Origin of the sequence: Sodalis sp. (in: enterobacteria) (assembly GCF_047607725.1) — a bacterium.
GTDB lineage: Bacteria > Pseudomonadota > Gammaproteobacteria > Enterobacterales > Enterobacteriaceae > JBLKSS01.
Genome location: NZ_JBLKSS010000086.1, coordinates 1 through 15,456, shown reverse-complemented (window position 1 = coordinate 15,456; position 15,456 = coordinate 1). Strand labels below are relative to the sequence as shown.

The following is a 15,456-nucleotide window of genomic DNA, read 5'->3' as shown; positions in this document are numbered from 1 at the left end:
ACAGCGCGGCAATCTGGTTATCCTTCTCGCTGAGCAGCGACAGCAGATTGATGCGAACCGCCGCCGTACCTTGTCCTCCCGACAGGCGGTCGATGAGTTTTTTTAGCTCAACCGTCACCTCGTCAGCCGTGGCCGACAGCGGCAGATTCAACATCCAGCGCAGTTGTTCTAACAGTTCATCCACGTTGTTTTCTCCCGTGAGTTGTTGTGACGCCGCCGCCAGCAGCGCCTCCATACCGTCAAGCGCCGGCACGTTGGTCAGCGCGGCATTCAACAGACAGGTCACATTGCCTTGCTTGTCGTACCGAAACAGCGGGGAGACAAAGCGGTACTCCACGGCGGCAATCATGGTGCGGGCGCGCCCGGTCCATTCGACATCCACCGCAAACAGCCCCTGGCCTTCGACCCATTCCAGCTGCGAATACCAGCCCGCCGCCGGAGCCGGCTGGCCGTTCTCCCTGGTATGGATAGCCTGGTGCTCATAGTCAAAGCAGTACGGGGTCTGACGCACCTGGGCGGCGTCAATTAAACGCTGGGCCTGGGGGGCGTCCAGCCGCCAGTACGCCACGTCGGTGGGACGCGTATCCTGCGAGCGAAAGGTGCCGGCCGGAAACAGCTGGACACGGGTGCCGGCGCTCTCCAGTGCCACGGTCAGTGTGGCAAGGCGGACGGTGTTTTTCACGCGGTGGCGGTCCCAGAAGCATCATTCATGGGAAACAGCCTAACGTGCGCTTCGGGTATCTCGTCGTGACGGGGGTGTAGGGGGTAATGGTGGGGGGAGAAAATCGCAATAACGGGCTGCCGTCAGCCTACACCGCTGACGTGGGCGGCGATACCCCGTTTAAAACCCGTTTAAATCGCTCCAGAATCGCTTAACGCGGTTTCAACCGCATCATCGTCTGCCTGGCTATCAAAAAACGCGCAACGGCCTTTTTAGGGCGTCACTCGTCCAGCGCACGCTGGAGGTAATCATTGACGGTGTGCGCCAGGGCCTAATAATCCTCGTCGGTCAGACTGAGAAAGGGCTGCGCCGGTATCGTCGAGCCGGGGTGATTGACGTTTTTTACCACCCGACCGTTAAAGGTCAACGCCTTTTTATAGCGGGGGCGAATGACATGGGGCCGGGTGGTGCCACCCTGCTGGTGAATACGTGCGTACACCACATTGGTTCCGACCACGGCCTGGTCGTTATCGGCGTCGCTGTCAATGGAGGCGGCCAGCCGCCCCGACTGCTGCAGGATTTTACCGGCGCACGCAATGGGCAGCCAGCGCGGGCGGCCTTCCTGCTCGAAATTCTCCATCACCGCGTCATACAGTTCTTCACTGAGAGCGCACATCAACGGCTGACGGGGGCTCAGGGACTGCGCCAGCCGTTCCAGGGCTTGACGCAGGGTATCGGGCACGGTGATCGTCACATCTATCATGGTGATACCTCTTCTGACGGACTGGGTCAGTGTTACGTTGGCGGGCGGGTCAGATTTCAATTGGCACTCACTGTCTGACAGGATGATCGTGCTTCATGCGAAATCGTGATCGGTTGTCATGCGAATCAGTGATCGGGTGAAATCAGAATCGCTGGTCGGGCGACCGGAATCAGTGATCAGATATTGCCGGAATAGCTGATCGGCTACGTCGGAATCTGCATAAAGGGCTTCCGGCTAATCCATCGTTCCCCTTGAGAGTCCAGAAATGATTGCCACCCCATAGTCGCTGAAACGTTTGCCGCTGCAGATAATCATTAAACTCCGGATAACGCAACAAATTGAGGATCGGTTGCCCGTTATCCTCCGGCCAGCGGAAACTGAGCAATTGTTGGCCCAGGCCGTTGCACCAGAAAATATGACCGTCACCCGTTAACATCACCAACGCATCGGGCAGCGAGTCGGCGCCGCTGCGAAAGCGTTTGAACAACATCGCCAGCTCGCGCCGCCGGCGGCGCCCGCCCCGGGTGGCGCCATAGCCAATGCGACAGCCGCAGCTGAAAATAATAATTGCGCATCAGCGCCGCCAGCAGCGACAGCGCCAATAGCCAGCCCAGGTGGCCGATGAACAACGACAACAGCAGTGCCGGCAGGCAAAACATCACCCCTTCCAGCAACAATCTGCGCCAGGTAATAGGTTCAAGCAACGGCATCTCCTTCACGACAGCCCTGTACCGCGGCCACCGGCTCATCATGCGTCCGCCGACCGCGGGCATCGCATCCTTTCCGTCTGACTCATGGTCCGCCTCTGTGCGGTGTCATCGCCTGTGCGCAAGCGTACAGTGAATGGCCGCTATCGCCGCGGCGTCAGGGTTTGGGGAAGCCCCGCGCGCGGTCAGCATCACAACAGGAATTTCCCTCGATAGCGCTTCGCGTTTCATCTGTTTGATGAATTGAATGCCGAAACCGCCCGGTAGCATCCAGTCCAGTAGCACCAAGTCAGGGTACGGTTCCGCGAGCAGATTGACCGCGGAAGGGTAGTCCTCCGCCTCGATGGCCTGAAAGCCGTTTTGCTCCAGGACAAAACACAACATTTCCCGGATTGGCGCTTAGTCTTCCACCACCAGTATGCGTCTCGCCATCGTTTCTCCGCCATAAATCGTCATGATTAAGGTGCCGGCATTATGCGTCACTTTTGTGACATATTTATTAAAACTCATTTATCTTAAAAGAAATAGATTTTATCGTTAACTGACGCCGGCACCCCGCGGCAACAAAAGACGTCTAAATACCATAAGGCGCTGAAAAGTAGCGAATATTGATAATCAGTGCGCAGCAGCCGCACCGTCAGTGCCTTACGCAGGATCTTGTTTCCCTCTGGGTAATCGAGCGTAAAGGGGATGGTGGAGCATACAGTGCCACGGCAACGGGCGGAGGGCGTTACACAGCAAAGCGCGCGGTTACTCGGCGCAGAATACGTCGCAACGGCGACGCCACACGGGACGGCTTAACCCTCTTTTTCGGGAACCGGCGCCGCAAAATCCCCCCCGTCGGACGACAGGCGCCGGCGTCACGGTTTATACTGCCCCATCGATTTGTTTGCCGCTGGAGCGTCATGCGCATTATTCACACCTCAGATTGGCATCTGGGTCAGTCGTTTTTCACCAAAAACCGCGCCGAGGAACATCAGGCGTTTCTGACGTGGCTGATCAGTCAGGTCGACGAACACCAGGTGGACGCCTTGATTGTAGCGGGCGACGTTTTCGATACCGGTACACCGCCCAGCTATGCCCGCGAATTATTCAACCGTTTCGTCGTGTCGCTGTAGCCGACCGGCTGTCGGCTGGTGGCGCTGGCGGGCAATCATGACGCGGTCGCGACGCTCAATGAATCCCACGCGCTGCTGGCGTGCCTGAATACGCGCATAGTGGCCGGCGGCAACGGCGAGGACCAAGTTTGGGTACTAAACGATCGCAACGGCGCGCCGGGTGCGGTGCGCCGTTCCCTTTCTGCGGCCGCGGGACGTGCTGGTCAGCCGCGGCGGCCTATCGGGAGGTGAAAAGCAGCAGGCGTTGCTGGACGACATCGCTGAACGCTATCAGCAGTTGTATCAACGCGCACAGCGGTTGCGCGACGCACTCCCCTCCCCGGTCCCTATTATCGCCACCGGCCATCTCACGACGGTTGGCGCCAGCACCACCGATTCGGTGCGCGATATTTATATCGGCGCTCTCGATGCTTTTCCCGCGCGGCTGTTCCCGCCCGCGGATTATATCGCCCTGGGCCATATCCACCGGCCACAGATTATCGGCGGCAATGACTGCATCCGCTATTGCGGCTCGCCGATCCCGCTAAGCTTTGATGAAGCGGGCCAGCCGAAACAGGTCAATCTGGTCAGCTTTCAAGACGGCCTGCCGCCACGGATAACGCCGCTGACGGTGCCCGAAACGCCGCCGATGCTGCTTATCAAAGGCCGTGTGGATGAGATAGAGCGGCAGCTGCGCTGCTATGCTGATTATCGCGGCGAACGCCCGGTGTGGCTGGACATTGAGGGTGTGGCCGACGGCTATCTCACCGACATACAGCAGCATCTCCAGGTGTTGGCGGAACCGCTACCGGTAGAGGTGGTGTTGCTGCGCCGCAGCCGCGAGCAGCGGTCTAGCGGCCTCCACCCGTTACAGCAGGAGACGCTTAGCGAATTGAGCGTGAGCGAGGTGTTTGAACGGCGGCTGGCGCTGGAGGACGCGCCGGATGAACCACGCTGCCAGTGCATCCGGCGCCTGTTTGAACAGGTGGTCGGCGATGTGCACGATGGCCATGAGGGAGCGGAGGCATGAAAATTCTGACGCTGAGCCTGAAAAACCTGAATGCGCTGCAGGGCGAATGGAAAATCGACTTTACCGCCGCCCCCTGTTCGCCATTACCGGCCCGACCGGCGCGGGGAAAACCACGCTGCTCGATGCCATCAGTCTGGTGCTTTATCACCAGACGCCGCGCCTTAAGGACAACCCCGGCCCGGAGCTGATGACACGCCATACCGCGGAAGCGCTTGCCGAAGTGGAATTCGCCGTCAAAGGGGTCGGCTACCGAGCGTTCTGGAGCCAGCGTCGGGCGAAAAATCAACCTGACGGTAATCTGCAGGGGGCGAAAGTGGAGCTGGCCCGTATCAGCGACGGCCTGATTCTGGCGGGTAAAATCAGCGATAAAAAACGCCTGATAGCCGAACTGACGGGGCTGGATTTTGCCCGGTTCACCAAATCCATTTTGCTGGCGCAGGGCGATTTCGCCGCGTTTTTGAATGCTGACGCCAAAAGCCGCGCCGGGCTGCTGGAGGAGCTGACGGGCACCAATATCTATGGCCGCATCTCCGCCGATGTTTTTGAGCGCAATAAAGCGGTCCGCAGCGAGCTGGCGCAGTGGGAAGCCCGCGCGGGCGCCATTGAAATGCTGACCGATGAGCAGCAGGCGGCGCTTGAAGACGAACTGACGCCGCGGCGGCAGCCGCTCGTGCAAGCGCTGCTGCGCCACGCCGATGAGCAAGTGGCCGCGCACGAGGAGGATCAGCGCCGGCAACAGTAAATAATAGAAGAACAGCTTATCCCGCTGGATCAGCAGATCGCCACGCTGCGGCAACAACAGGAGGACCTTAGGCGTCAGCTTCTGCCGCTGCAGCAGCGCCATCGTCAGGAAAGCGTGGCCCTGGCGACACAGCAGCAGGCGCTGGACCAGGCACGTCAGCAGGCGCAGGCGAATAGCGACTGGCTGGACCGCCATGCCGCCTGTGGGGTGAGCAGCTCCCGTTGTGGCGTGAGCAGTTCGCTCGCCGCGACGAAGTGCAAACGCATTGCCGCGACCTGGAACAGCGCGTGGCGCAGCAACGGCTACGGCTTGCCGCCTTACAAACGGAAGGTCAGCAGCGCTTAACGGAGAGTCAGCTGCTGGCGCAACAGCGGGAGGCGCTAAGCTTGAGCTTTGCCGAGGCGCAACGGCGGCGGGAGGAACGGGCCCACGCGCAGAGCGGCGCCACGTTCGAGACGCGCTGGAAACGGCGGCAGCGGCCCCATTACCTGCTGCTGACCACCCTGCTGCTGCCGCTCACGGGGCTGGTGGATAGGCTCCGACAGGAGGAGGCGCCGCAGGCCCAACGCCTGCAAACGCGGTTTACGTTAAGCCAGGAGCAAACGGCGCTGGAGCTGGAACGGCGCATTGTCCGGCTTGGAGGATGAGCGCCGTACTCTGCGCGCAAGTGAACCTTGCCCGCTGTGCGGCGCCACCCAGCATCCAGCGATAAACGCCTATCAGACGTTGCCCCCCCGGGCGCACCGAGCAGCAGTTGCAGCAGCAGCAGACCGAAGTGGAGAGATGCGCCGTGGCGAAGATCGAGGGGGATACCCGTTTGCACCTGCTGGTTACGCAGTGCCAGCAGGGCGAGGAAACGCTGGCGGCAGGCGGCTGAGCAACTGACGATTACGCCTGACGAAAACGTGCAACTTCCCGAGCTGGCGACGCTAACGCCCGAGGCCCTGCAGGCGGCCGCAGACGCGCTGGCGGCTTATGAACGGGAAGACACTCAACTGGCGCAGCGGCTGACCAGCCAAATCACCTCGCTGAACGGCAGCGTCGACGCGCTGGTGCAGACCGTTGCCGACCTCACGCAGCACCAGGAGGCGCTGACGCAAGCGCTAACGGTCACCGACGCTGAACTGGCCGGCGATGTCTCGACCGTCGAGTCCGGCGCGCGCCTGCGCCGCACCGGTGAACGGCTGCGGCAGGCGCAGCTTCAGGCCGGCCAGGAGCTACAAGCAGCGCAGCGTCAGCTGCATGAACTGGCGGGCAGCCTCAGCGCGCTGGCGCGCCAGCGGCAGACGCTGGTTCAGCAGGCACTGTCAAGCACAAACCAGCTGCAACAGGCGTTGCGCGCCTCTTCGTTTGCCGATAGCGCGGCTCTGGATGCCGCGCTGCTGCCCACAGGCGAGCGTGCGGCGCTGCGCGAACGTCGCGACCGGCTCAACGCGCAGCAGCAGCGTGCAGATGCCCGCCAGCAGCAGGCCGCCGAGGCGCTGGGGCAGGTGGAGGCTGCCCGTCCGTCCGCCCTGTCGCCCGAGGATGACGCCGCCGCGGTGGCGGAGCGCCTGGCCGAGTTGGATGACCAGCTGCGCCAGCTTGCCCGCAGACAGGGGGAAATACAGCAGCAGTTGAGCAGCCATCAACAGCGGCAGCGGGAACAGCATCTGCTGCTGCGGCAGATAGAAGAGAGCCGCGACCGTTGTCAGGATTGGGCCTATCTCAATGAGCTCATCGGGTCGAAGGAGGGGGATAAATTTCGTAAATTCGCTCAGGGATTAACGTTAGAACATCTTATTTATCTGGCTAACCAGCAGTTGGCGCGCCTGCACGGCCGTTATCAGCTGCAACGCAAAACGCACGAAGAGCTGGAGCTGGAAGTAGTGGACACCTGGCAGGCGGACGCCATACGTGATATCCGTACGCTGTCAGGCGGGGAGAGTTTTCTGGTCAGTCTGGCACTGGCGCTGGCGTTATCGGATTTGGTCAGTCATAAGACGGGCATTGACTCGCTGTTCCTTGACGAGGGATTCGGCACCCTTGACGCCCAGACGCTGGATATTGCCCTGGACGCGCTGGATACCCTGAACGCCAGCGGTAAAATGATCGGCGTGATAAGCCACGTGGAAGCGATGAAGGAGCGTATTCCAGTGCAGATAAAAGTCAGTAAAATTAATGAATTGGGCATCAGCCGTCTTGCGCGACAATTTGCGGTGGCGGACAACGCGCCGGTCAAAGATGCGGACGATTGAGTGCCGCGGGCGGCTACTACACCTAACCCACCATTGATGCGGCCGGCCAGCCCTGCCAGCACTACCCACGGCAACGCCAACAAGCCCGTTATTGACGCAGTTGGCAACCTTTGCCCACGGCAACTGCACCCCACCCGCCGTTGACGCCCCGCCCGTGCGCTATACAGGTCCGACCTGCCGCCGCGTGGGTGGCGCTGGCATCGGTCGTGGTTCAGCGCCCCTTTTCCTGCGGCCAAAGCCGCGCCGCGCACACCGCTGGAGTCGCCATGAACCGCCTTACGAATCGGCGTCTGGCATTCGTTGTCGAATACCCAAGGCGTTATTAAGGTCGGTAGCGAATCGTACAGTCTGTCGACATTGCTCATCCCACCCGCCAACACGACAACATCCGGATCGAGAAAATTGATCACCTGTGCAAGCGCCTTGGCCAGCCGTCGCTCATAATTACCCAGCGCCCGCTCAGCCCATTTATCGCCTTCTGCGGCGAGATGGACGATATCCGCCCCGCTGCGTGGTTGCCCGCTGAGCCTCTCGTAATCCTGCATAAATCCGGTGCCGGAGATGAAGGTTTCGGTACAGCCGGATTTTCCGCAGTAGCAGGGAACCTTTTTCTTAATGCGCCATTCATCCTCATCCATCCAGGGCAGCGGGTTATGCCCCCACTCTCCCGCCACGCCATTGCCGCCGCTGTGCACTTTCCCATTCAGAGCGATACCGGTACCGATAATCACCGCAAATATGGTATTCATGCCAATCCCGGCACCATCCGTTGCCTCCGACACCGCCATGCAATTGGCGTCGTTGGCCATCCGCACCGGCCGTTGCAGCCGGGTCTGCAGATCCTGATCCAGGCGCTGACCGTTAAGCCATACCGAATTGGCATTTTTCACTTTACCGGTATAAGGCGACAGGGTGCCGGGAATACCGACGCCGACGCTGCCGCGTTGGCCTGTCTCCTGTTCTACCCACTCGACCAGCGCCGCGATCGTCTCCACTGTCCCCGGATAATCATCGCGCGGCGTCGCGACCCGTTTGCGTAATATCGCCTGACCCTCGTCATCCAGCGCTATTACCTCGATTTTCGTACCCCCCAAATCAATGCCGATCCGCACGTTGCCAGCCCCCGCTCCGGTTATCTACCGGCGCCGCGGCCCCCGCGATAAGCGACAGGAAGCAGCACGGCGCACTATTTGGGGATCAGCATAGGATATTCGACGGAAAAAGTTGAGCTATTCCCGCCGTGGGGCAACGTTTCAGCCCGGCTTTGTGGCGCCCGTCACCCCACGCGCGCAACGGTGGCATGGTTAGCGAACTTGATAGCGCTCGCCGTTTCTCACCCCCCACCAGCCGCCGCCGGCGCTGACTATCGCCCCCAGCAATAGGGTAATGAATAGCCAAAGCGCGGACTTGGCGCTGGTGGCAGCGGCCTTATCGGCGCGCTGTTTCATTTCCTCGCGCCAGCGCTGCAAATCTTCCCGCGCGTGGCTGACGTTCTGCTGCAGCGTATCGATTCGGTATTTTATCGTTTCTGCCGCCTGCTGTTTATCACGCATCACCTTATCGGTAGCCTGATTCAACGCCTCCGGCGTCAGGGTACGATTACCATTGGCCAGCGCCTGATGCACGTCGTCGCGCTTGATATCTCGTCGGCCACAGCATCAGTGCGCTGCTTCAACCGCTCAGCCAGCCCTGCCATAATCTGCTCGCTACGCTCAGGGGCGCGCATCGCCTCGGCGACCGCCTGGCTGACTTCCGCGCGTATTTCTTTAAGCTGGCGCTGGAGATAGTCGGGATGCAGCGCTTCAATTTCGTTGTTTTGCAGCGCATCGGTAATATTTTTTGGCGATGCATCGGTGGGCAGAGAATCGTCCAGGGTTAATTTCCCCAAACCATTATTTAATACCCCCGCCAATTCATCGCTATTATTTCCCACCGTCGTGACAATATTTCCGGCGGCGCTGCCCGCTGTGCCGAGCATATTCCCCGCCAAGCGCAATGCGCCACTGAATAATGAAGCCACTAATGATGACCGCCAACAGCAGCGATAGCGCCCAGGTCAGGAAGCCATGCGTCACGCCGGCCATCATCGCTAGCCGGCCGGCGACAAAACCGCCAGCCAGCAGGCTGAGGAGCAGCGCAGCCGCCGTCCATAGGGTCATGGTGGTGCCGATACCGCCGGCCGGCCGCTGCGCCCAGGGATCGACCATGCTAAATCCCAGCGCGCTACCGAGCAGCGCTAATAAGAGTGAAATAGAGAATGCCGTAAGAACGCCACTGAAAAGTGATCCTCATGACACCCGGTTGGCGCAGATAGCCACATCCCGAGTTTCCATAAACTAACTCTTTTATTTTTTGCGAAGTAGAATGATGCTACGCCATTAAGTTAGTCTATGTTTACGGTAATACAAAAATACTGTATTTTTAAAATCATTAATTCTAGAATAATTATTCTAATTTTTTTCTATCGCTTGGCGCATGGGTTACGTCATTAATACGGCATTTTAATAAACTTAAATTAATAATCATAAAATCATCAGGCATTTTTGACGCCGGTAAACGGGCTCAATCACCTTCGGCGCAGCCATTCGGCAAGCGCCTCTCCCCTACCCCCTCTCCAGGACACTTTTTCGGCATGCCGAGCGCACGTTTGGCAAAGAAGGTTGCGCGTATGCGGTGCCTGCCTCACCCGTTACACATCACGCTCTAACGTCAAATACGGACAACTCAGTACGCTTTTTCCTAGGGGAAGCGTCTGCAATTCGTTATCATGAGCGCTGCGTTTGTTGGCAAATCGCGCCGGTTGAGGTGCGTCAGGTCAGGGATATCTATTATGTTGTGGTTCAAGAATGTCATGATTTACCGTTTGAACCGGCCGATCGAGCTGTCGGTGGAGCAAATCGAACAGCAATTGTCCGCCTTCGCCTTCACCCCCTGCGGCAGTCAGGATATGGCGAAATCCGGCTGGGTTCCGCCCATGGGAGCCAAAAGCGACGTGCTGACCCATGCGATACCGGGTCATGTCCTGCTGTGCCTGCGTAAAGAAGAAAAAATTCTACCGTCCTCGGTGATAAAGCAGGAGCTGCAGGGCAAAATCGACAAACTGGAAAATGAACAAAGCCGGAAACTGCGTAAAACCGAAAAGGACGCGCTCAAGGACGAAGTGCTGCACACGTTGATGCCTCGCGCCTTCAGCGGTTTTGGTCAAACGTTATTGTGGCTGGATCTGGTCAACAATTTGGTGCTGGTCGACGCCGGCAGCGCCAAAAAAGCGGAAGATTGCCTGGCGCTGCTGCGAAAATCTATCGGCTCGTTGCCGGTAGTGCCGCTGACCATGGAAAAACCGATTGAAATGACTCTGACCGAATGGGTACGCAGCGGCGATCCCGCCGCCGGCTTCGCCATTCAAGATGAGGCTGAGCTGAAAGCGCTGCTGGAAGAAGGCGGCATCGTTCGCTGTAAAAAGCAGGATTTGTCCAGCAACGAAATCGCGGTACATATCGAGGCAGGCAAACTGGTGACCAAGCTGGCGCTGGATTGGCGGGAGCGAGTGCAGTTTGTGTTGGGCGATGACGGCACGGTTAAACGGTTAAAATTCGCCGATACGCTACGCGAGCAGAATGATAATATCGATCGCGACGATTTCGCCGCCCGTTTCGACGCCGATTTTACGCTTATGACCGGTGAACTGGCGGCCTTAATCACTGAGCTGATTGCGGGGCTGGGAGGCGAGGCGCAGCGTCAGGGCTAACCGACGCGGCCACAGGGGAAAAATCACGGTTGTACCGCCCGCCGGTTATCCCTAGGACGAGTCGGCGCGGCGATGGCCCTAGCCGATTGCCCTCAGGACGAAACGGCGCGGCAGCCCAGAGGCGGCAATGCGGCCCTGCCGCCGGGCTCGCGCCCATCGTCAGGGTACGCGATGCCACAGGTTTGGCGCGAACGTGGCGGGATTAGAGCAAAGATTGTCGTCCCCCGGTGCAGCGGCATCAACAATGGACGGGACGGTGCAGGCCTTGCGCCAAGCCGTTCAGCGCGAGTGGCTGAGATACCTGCATAAATAGCTGCTGGTTTCCGCCAGCTGCAGGCAGAATTCGCTATGTGCCGGCACGTAGAACGACTCCCCCGGCATAAAAACTTGCCAGTCGTTCGCGCCGGGCAGCAGCGTCTTTAGCACGCCGCTAACGACCGTTATTTCTTCCGGTTGGCCGGTGGTAAAGGTGTACTCCCCCGCCTCCATAACGCCAACGCAGGCACGGCCCGTGCTGGCGGCATCGAATCCAATGGACTTCACTTTCCCTGCAAAATAGTCATTCACCTTCAGCATCGGTCTTTTCCTATCGATTAATGTCATACCAGTGTAAAAGGCGACTCGGCGGGCGTCACGCCCTTTTCTGCAAAAACCCCGGCCGGGACAAACAAATTCCGCGCCGCCGAATCATTGATAGATTCGTTGGGCAATTATCCGCGTAGCGGACTGCAACCCCGCCAACTTATCGGTCGGGAAGGCGCCTTTATCGCCAGCGTTCACGAAAGACAGGCATAAGCCTATCTGTTCACTCCGCTCGCTGTCCGCCAACGCCGTCGCGAGCGCGCTGTAACCAGGGCGGGTTTCATTGCGATTAAAGTCCCAGCCCTGCCCGCGCATCAATGACAATCGCTGCAGCAAGCGGACAATGCCGGGCTGATTGAATCCCCCTAGCCTGCCCTGGCGCGGCATCAAACGCGCTATGACTTCCCGCTCGGAAAAACAGGCCAACAACACTCTGCCGGCCGCCGTGTTCATGGCGGGCAAATGGCTGCACACTGCATAGACCGCCGGCGCGGCGGCGCTGCTTTGAAATCGGTCAACAATACGTACTTGATCCCGATGCAGCATGCATAAATAACCGGTGCAGCGATAGCGTGCGCTGAGCTGATGTAGCGCCTGCGCCGCCCGCTCAGCAAGCGTAGCCGGCACGCTCTGCGGCTCAGGCGGGTTCAATGAGCGCAGCAAGTGGCCGACCCTGTAATGACGGTTGTGGGGATCCCGCGCGAGCAGTCCCTGCGATTCCATTGCGATAAGCAGCCGGGAAAGCGTACTTTTTGGCAAGGGTAGACGGCGGGCCATGTCGCTGAAGGACAGACTTTCCGGCAGCGTCTCCGTGCCCGGCTGGACGAACAACGTTAACACCGCAGCGGCGTTTTCCAATGTCGACATAATGTTATTTTTTTGCAGGTGAACTGATGTCGGAGTTTTTATCATTCATCGCCAGTGCGTCGGCGTCAAGACAATATTTCACCGGTTCGCGCGCCTCGCCCTCGATGCGCCGGCCGCCGCATAAACATCGGTTTATCGCTATTTATTATAAGCTTAAACACTATCGTGTTGATTCTAACGATAACGGCCTGCGCGGGAGAAATACGCTTCATCCTCAGCTACTTCACCCTGTTGGGCCATGACGGGGGCAGATTAAACATGAATTTTTTTTACGCCGTTTACGCCGATGTGACAATTCGTTATTCGCGGCGGTGGAAAGTGCGTAGGGGCGCCAGGGCGCGGGAATCCTGCCGCCGGAAGATCAGCTTTTGCTTTCATCCTCATAGCGCTCTTTAGAATCCAGCGCTTCTTGCTCAGTGTCGTGTTCACTGATAAGGGTATTGGGATGGGGATGGTCGGCACGCAACTCATAAACGGTTTTGGTCTTGCCGGCCGGCCCCTTCTCTTTTTTGACGATATGCGCTTGGTGCGGATAGGGAGGTTTGCTTGCCATAGTTACTTCCTTATAGTTGTGCTCACGTAAGGTAAGTATAGCCAACACGTCGCGCTGGGATACAGCTGTTGTAAAATGGCATAGACCACATCGTCCGGCGCCTGACTGGCGTCCAGTATGTGGTGTGCCGCTTCTTGATAGAGTTTTTCACGTGCGGTGAGCACTTCGGCGATTTCTTCAATCATTGGTTTCCCCGTCAAACTGGGCCGCTGCTCCTCCTCGGGGTACGCCTGTAGACGGCGCGCAAGCTCCTGCGCCGACACGTGTAGATACACGACGGTGCCGCGCGCGCGCATGAAACGTCGGTTAGCCGCCGATAAAATAATACCGCCGCCCGTAGCCACCACGGTTTGCCCTTGCGTAACGCTTGTCAGGATTTCGCTCTCCCTTGCCCGAAAGCCCGCCCAGCCTTCTTCAGCGACGATCTCTGCCACAGTCTTGCCGGTAGACCGCCACAACTTCTCGTCGGTATCGGTAAATGCATATCCCAATACCCGCGCTAATGCCTGACCCACCGTGGTTTTGCCGCATCCGCGCGCACCAACCATAAATAGGGGCTGTGTCATTGCCTGTCTGTCCTTTTCCTTACCTGAAATAGCGGACGAGAACGTTCATCGTCCCTGGGCCGGAGCAGGATGAGGCGGAGAGTCGCCGCCCCGTTGCGTGCCGGCAGCGCATCATATCATCGACCTCTGGCGACGCACATGTTTGCCGGCAAAATTTTGCGCTACCGTAAAGGGAATCGGCGCCGCGAAGGCCGCGGGTATTGCCGCGACGCCGCCGGCGCGCGGTCAGCTTTTCGCTTCGCGGGTGTCGGCGACGATGCGCTGCGCCTCGGCAAAACTGATTTTTTTGCCCATTTTAATCAACAGCACGCCGGTCGTGCGCATCCGGCCGGCCGCCACGACCGCCACCAGATTACCTTTTAGGCCATACAGGGAGACGAAGTTGTCCTCATCCGGCGAGCCGATAATTTCCTGCTGCTCCCATTTGGCGGCATGGCCCAGATATTCATAGCGGCCGCCGTAATGCTGAGTCCAAAAAAAGGGGACGGCATCATAGGGTTGCGGCTTATCCATCATCGCACCGGCGGCGACACGCCCGTGCTGCTGGGCCACGCGCCAGTGTTCAATGCGGGTAGGATTGCCGTCCAGCGGGAAAGTCGCGATGTCGCCGATGGCATATATGTCTTCGGACACCTTCATCGTCCGGTCAACGGTCAGGCTGCCGTCATCATTGAGCGGCAGATCGTGGAAGAATCGCGTCGCCGTCTGTTCCCAACTGAGTAATACCTGCACGCCACGTAGCGCTTTGCCAGGCAGGTCCGGCCGCTGCGGCGTGGCGCCGGTGGCTAACAGCAAACGCTCATAGGAAAGGGTCTTACCGCCTTCCAGCCGTAGACGATGGCGTTTGCTGTCCAGTTTTTCCACATTGCCATTGATGCGCTCTATCTGTTGTTGCTGATAGTAGGATTCAGGCAACAGGGAAGGCACGTCGTTGATATCCATATAGCCCTGCGGCACAAATTTCGATAGTGCGGTACGATCATAGGGGGCCTGTTTTTCTCGTTCCACCATCACCAGCCTGCCGGTAAAACCGTTCTCACGCCGCGCTTTTATCGCCGCGCTACCGCCGGCGCCGGTGCCCAATACCACATAGGTAGGCTGTTTATCCGCCGCCCGCAGCGGTGTGGCCTCGTCAAGCGGTTGCGGATCGATCCAGACGGCATCTTGCTCCACCTTCACCGGGAAGCGTTTCAGTGCCCGCAGTGAGAGCGGTTCCAGCAGAGAGCCCGGGCGGCTTTCGGTGATGGCGAACACCGATTTATGTCACGGGCATACCAGCTTGTCTTCACACAGCGCACCCTTTTCCAGCGGCGCGCCGGAATGCGGGCAGGTGGCTTCCAGGGCGTAGACGTCTTCACCGCGGCGGATAACCAGTATATCGGTCTCTCCGACGGTTATTTTGCTGGGGGTCATCTGCGCCAGGGAGGATAACGACATTATTTGCTCATAGGCCACGATAGGCTCCTTCTATTTTTATAAAACCTTACTGTTTAAAGCACTATCAGTAAGCCTAGCAGCAAATTTATAAAAGGCGCTCTGCCCCAGCCAGCGCCGGCGGCTTGGCGCAAGCCAAGGCCGGCGTATAACGGCAACAGCCCGCCCTCCGGCGGGCTGTTGCGTAAGGGGGAAACACCGTCGACCGGAGGCCGGGGCATGTTTCTATTCGCCGTGGGCATGCCCTAAACGGTAGCCGCGCTTATCGACAGCCCCCGTGCAGATTCCGACGTATCCGATCATCTGTTCCGGCGACATCCGATCAATTATTCCGATATTTTCCGATCACCCATTCCAGTGATATTCGATCACGTGTTCGCTCATCTTCTGACTCGGTTTTAGTCTATTTTTCCTGTGCTGGCTACTCCTTGCTCTTTGCGTAGTGATTCGCCTTTAAGTTCCAGTCGAT

At 58.8% G+C, this 15,456-nt stretch carries 16 protein-coding genes and 5 pseudogenes; 7 read left to right on the top strand and 14 right to left on the bottom strand.

Annotated elements, in window-relative coordinates:
* The 4 genes and pseudogenes from ACMX3H_RS08605 to ACMX3H_RS08590 form a co-directional block, all read right to left on the bottom strand.
* Positions 1-682: phage protease (locus tag ACMX3H_RS08605; RefSeq protein WP_415210517.1), on the bottom strand; the 682-nt coding region annotated here is incomplete at its 3' end.
* A gap of 310 nt (positions 683-992) precedes the next feature.
* Positions 993-1,424, bottom strand: coding sequence for a phage virion morphogenesis protein (locus tag ACMX3H_RS08600; protein ID WP_415210516.1), 432 nt, complete (start codon positions 1,422-1,424; stop codon positions 993-995).
* A 283-nt stretch (positions 1,425-1,707) separates the two neighbouring features.
* Positions 1,708-2,128 (bottom strand): annotated as a pseudogene (locus ACMX3H_RS08595) (phosphate regulon sensor protein PhoR); the annotation flags it as partial.
* Between the two features lie 111 nt (positions 2,129-2,239).
* The gene (locus tag ACMX3H_RS08590) at positions 2,240-2,515 is read right to left on the bottom strand and encodes a response regulator (protein ID WP_415210515.1); all 276 of its coding nucleotides are present in this window, start codon (positions 2,513-2,515) and stop codon (positions 2,240-2,242) included.
* 521 nt (positions 2,516-3,036) lie between these two features.
* On the opposite strand from ACMX3H_RS08590, the pseudogene sbcD reads away from it, so the two are divergent.
* From sbcD to ACMX3H_RS08560, 6 genes and pseudogenes are all read left to right on the top strand, one after another.
* Positions 3,037-4,258, top strand: a pseudogene (gene sbcD, locus ACMX3H_RS08585) (exonuclease subunit SbcD).
* Positions 4,255-4,997, top strand: a pseudogene (locus tag ACMX3H_RS08580) (AAA family ATPase); the annotation flags it as partial. The pseudogenes sbcD and ACMX3H_RS08580, both read left to right, overlap by 4 nt.
* 117 nt (positions 4,998-5,114) lie before the next feature.
* Positions 5,115-5,345: a hypothetical protein gene (locus ACMX3H_RS08575; protein WP_415210514.1), complete on the top strand. Its 231-nt coding sequence runs from the start codon at positions 5,115-5,117 to the stop codon at positions 5,343-5,345.
* Positions 5,288-5,647 carry a hypothetical protein gene (locus ACMX3H_RS08570; protein WP_415210513.1) on the top strand — a complete coding sequence of 120 codons (360 nt, stop codon included), beginning with the start codon at positions 5,288-5,290 and terminating at the stop codon, positions 5,645-5,647. Before ACMX3H_RS08575 ends, ACMX3H_RS08570 begins: the two co-directional genes overlap by 58 nt.
* 107 nt (positions 5,648-5,754) lie before the next feature.
* Complete coding sequence (locus ACMX3H_RS08565; RefSeq protein WP_415210512.1) at positions 5,755-5,877, top strand: hypothetical protein; 123 nt, start codon at positions 5,755-5,757, stop codon at positions 5,875-5,877.
* A gap of 355 nt (positions 5,878-6,232) precedes the next feature.
* Positions 6,233-7,237: pseudogene (locus ACMX3H_RS08560) on the top strand (SbcC/MukB-like Walker B domain-containing protein); the annotation flags it as partial.
* A 236-nt stretch (positions 7,238-7,473) separates the two neighbouring features.
* Here ACMX3H_RS08560 and mak read toward each other — a convergent pair.
* From mak to ACMX3H_RS08540, 4 genes and pseudogenes are all read right to left on the bottom strand, one after another.
* A pseudogene (mak, locus tag ACMX3H_RS08555) lies at positions 7,474-8,349 on the bottom strand (fructokinase); the annotation flags it as partial.
* A 192-nt stretch (positions 8,350-8,541) separates the two neighbouring features.
* On the bottom strand, positions 8,542-8,862 hold the full coding sequence (locus tag ACMX3H_RS08550; protein ID WP_415210511.1) for a hypothetical protein: 321 nt from the start codon (positions 8,860-8,862) through the stop codon (positions 8,542-8,544).
* A complete protein-coding gene (locus tag ACMX3H_RS08545; RefSeq protein ID WP_415210510.1) occupies positions 8,826-9,215 on the bottom strand; it encodes a hypothetical protein in 390 nt (129 codons plus the stop codon). The genes ACMX3H_RS08550 and ACMX3H_RS08545 overlap by 37 nt, the downstream gene beginning before the upstream one ends.
* The gene (locus ACMX3H_RS08540) at positions 9,160-9,444 is read right to left on the bottom strand and encodes a hypothetical protein (protein ID WP_415210509.1); all 285 of its coding nucleotides are present in this window, start codon (positions 9,442-9,444) and stop codon (positions 9,160-9,162) included. Before ACMX3H_RS08540 ends, ACMX3H_RS08545 begins: the two co-directional genes overlap by 56 nt.
* 623 nt (positions 9,445-10,067) lie before the next feature.
* Here ACMX3H_RS08540 and rdgC point away from each other — a divergent pair.
* Entirely contained in the window at positions 10,068-10,985 is a 918-nt protein-coding gene (gene rdgC / locus ACMX3H_RS08535; RefSeq protein WP_415210508.1) for a recombination-associated protein RdgC, read from the top strand.
* 279 nt (positions 10,986-11,264) lie between these two features.
* On the opposite strand, the gene ppnP is transcribed toward rdgC, so the two are convergent.
* From ppnP to ACMX3H_RS08505, 6 genes are all read right to left on the bottom strand, one after another.
* A complete protein-coding gene (gene ppnP / locus ACMX3H_RS08530; protein ID WP_415210507.1) occupies positions 11,265-11,561 on the bottom strand; it encodes a pyrimidine/purine nucleoside phosphorylase in 297 nt (98 codons plus the stop codon).
* Positions 11,562-11,672: 111 nt separating this feature from the next.
* Entirely contained in the window at positions 11,673-12,479 is an 807-nt protein-coding gene (locus ACMX3H_RS08525) for an IclR family transcriptional regulator (protein ID WP_415210506.1), read from the bottom strand.
* 316 nt (positions 12,480-12,795) lie between these two features.
* Positions 12,796-12,987 (bottom strand): hypothetical protein, encoded by a 192-nt coding sequence (locus ACMX3H_RS08520; protein WP_415210505.1) that lies wholly within the window; start codon positions 12,985-12,987, stop codon positions 12,796-12,798.
* Positions 12,988-12,989: 2 nt separating this feature from the next.
* A complete protein-coding gene (aroL, locus tag ACMX3H_RS08515; RefSeq protein ID WP_415210504.1) occupies positions 12,990-13,553 on the bottom strand; it encodes a shikimate kinase AroL in 564 nt (187 codons plus the stop codon).
* Positions 13,554-13,778: 225 nt separating this feature from the next.
* The gene (locus ACMX3H_RS08510) at positions 13,779-14,807 is read right to left on the bottom strand and encodes an FAD-dependent oxidoreductase (RefSeq protein ID WP_415210503.1); all 1,029 of its coding nucleotides are present in this window, start codon (positions 14,805-14,807) and stop codon (positions 13,779-13,781) included.
* A 9-nt stretch (positions 14,808-14,816) separates the two neighbouring features.
* Positions 14,817-15,008, bottom strand: coding sequence for a Rieske 2Fe-2S domain-containing protein (locus ACMX3H_RS08505; protein ID WP_415210502.1), 192 nt, complete (start codon positions 15,006-15,008; stop codon positions 14,817-14,819).
* Between the last annotated feature and the right edge of the window lie 448 nt (positions 15,009-15,456).